General features: G+C 63.7%; 1 pseudogene. It reads right to left on the reverse strand.

The window, feature by feature from the left end:
- Window positions 1-237: pseudogene (locus tag AC0L2O_RS37530) on the reverse strand (membrane-bound PQQ-dependent dehydrogenase, glucose/quinate/shikimate family); the annotation flags it as partial.

The raw sequence follows: 237 nt of genomic DNA on the forward strand, positions 1-237 counted from the left end.
TGAATGTGCCGAAATTGCCGGGATAGATCAGCGAGCCTTGCAGCGACGGCGGCGTATAGCGGCCCTCGTAGCGCAGTTTCAGGAATTCGATCCGGCAGGCCAGCTGGTCAAACATGGTGATGCCCCACATGTCGGCCCCGGTCAGCGGCTCCGGATTGAAACTCAGATCCGAAGCCGGCTGCGTCGGCGAGGTGTGGTCGCCCTCGATCGCGCCGCCCGGCGCCGGTACTTCGTTGA

The organism is Bradyrhizobium sp. Kon10 (assembly GCF_055807395.1).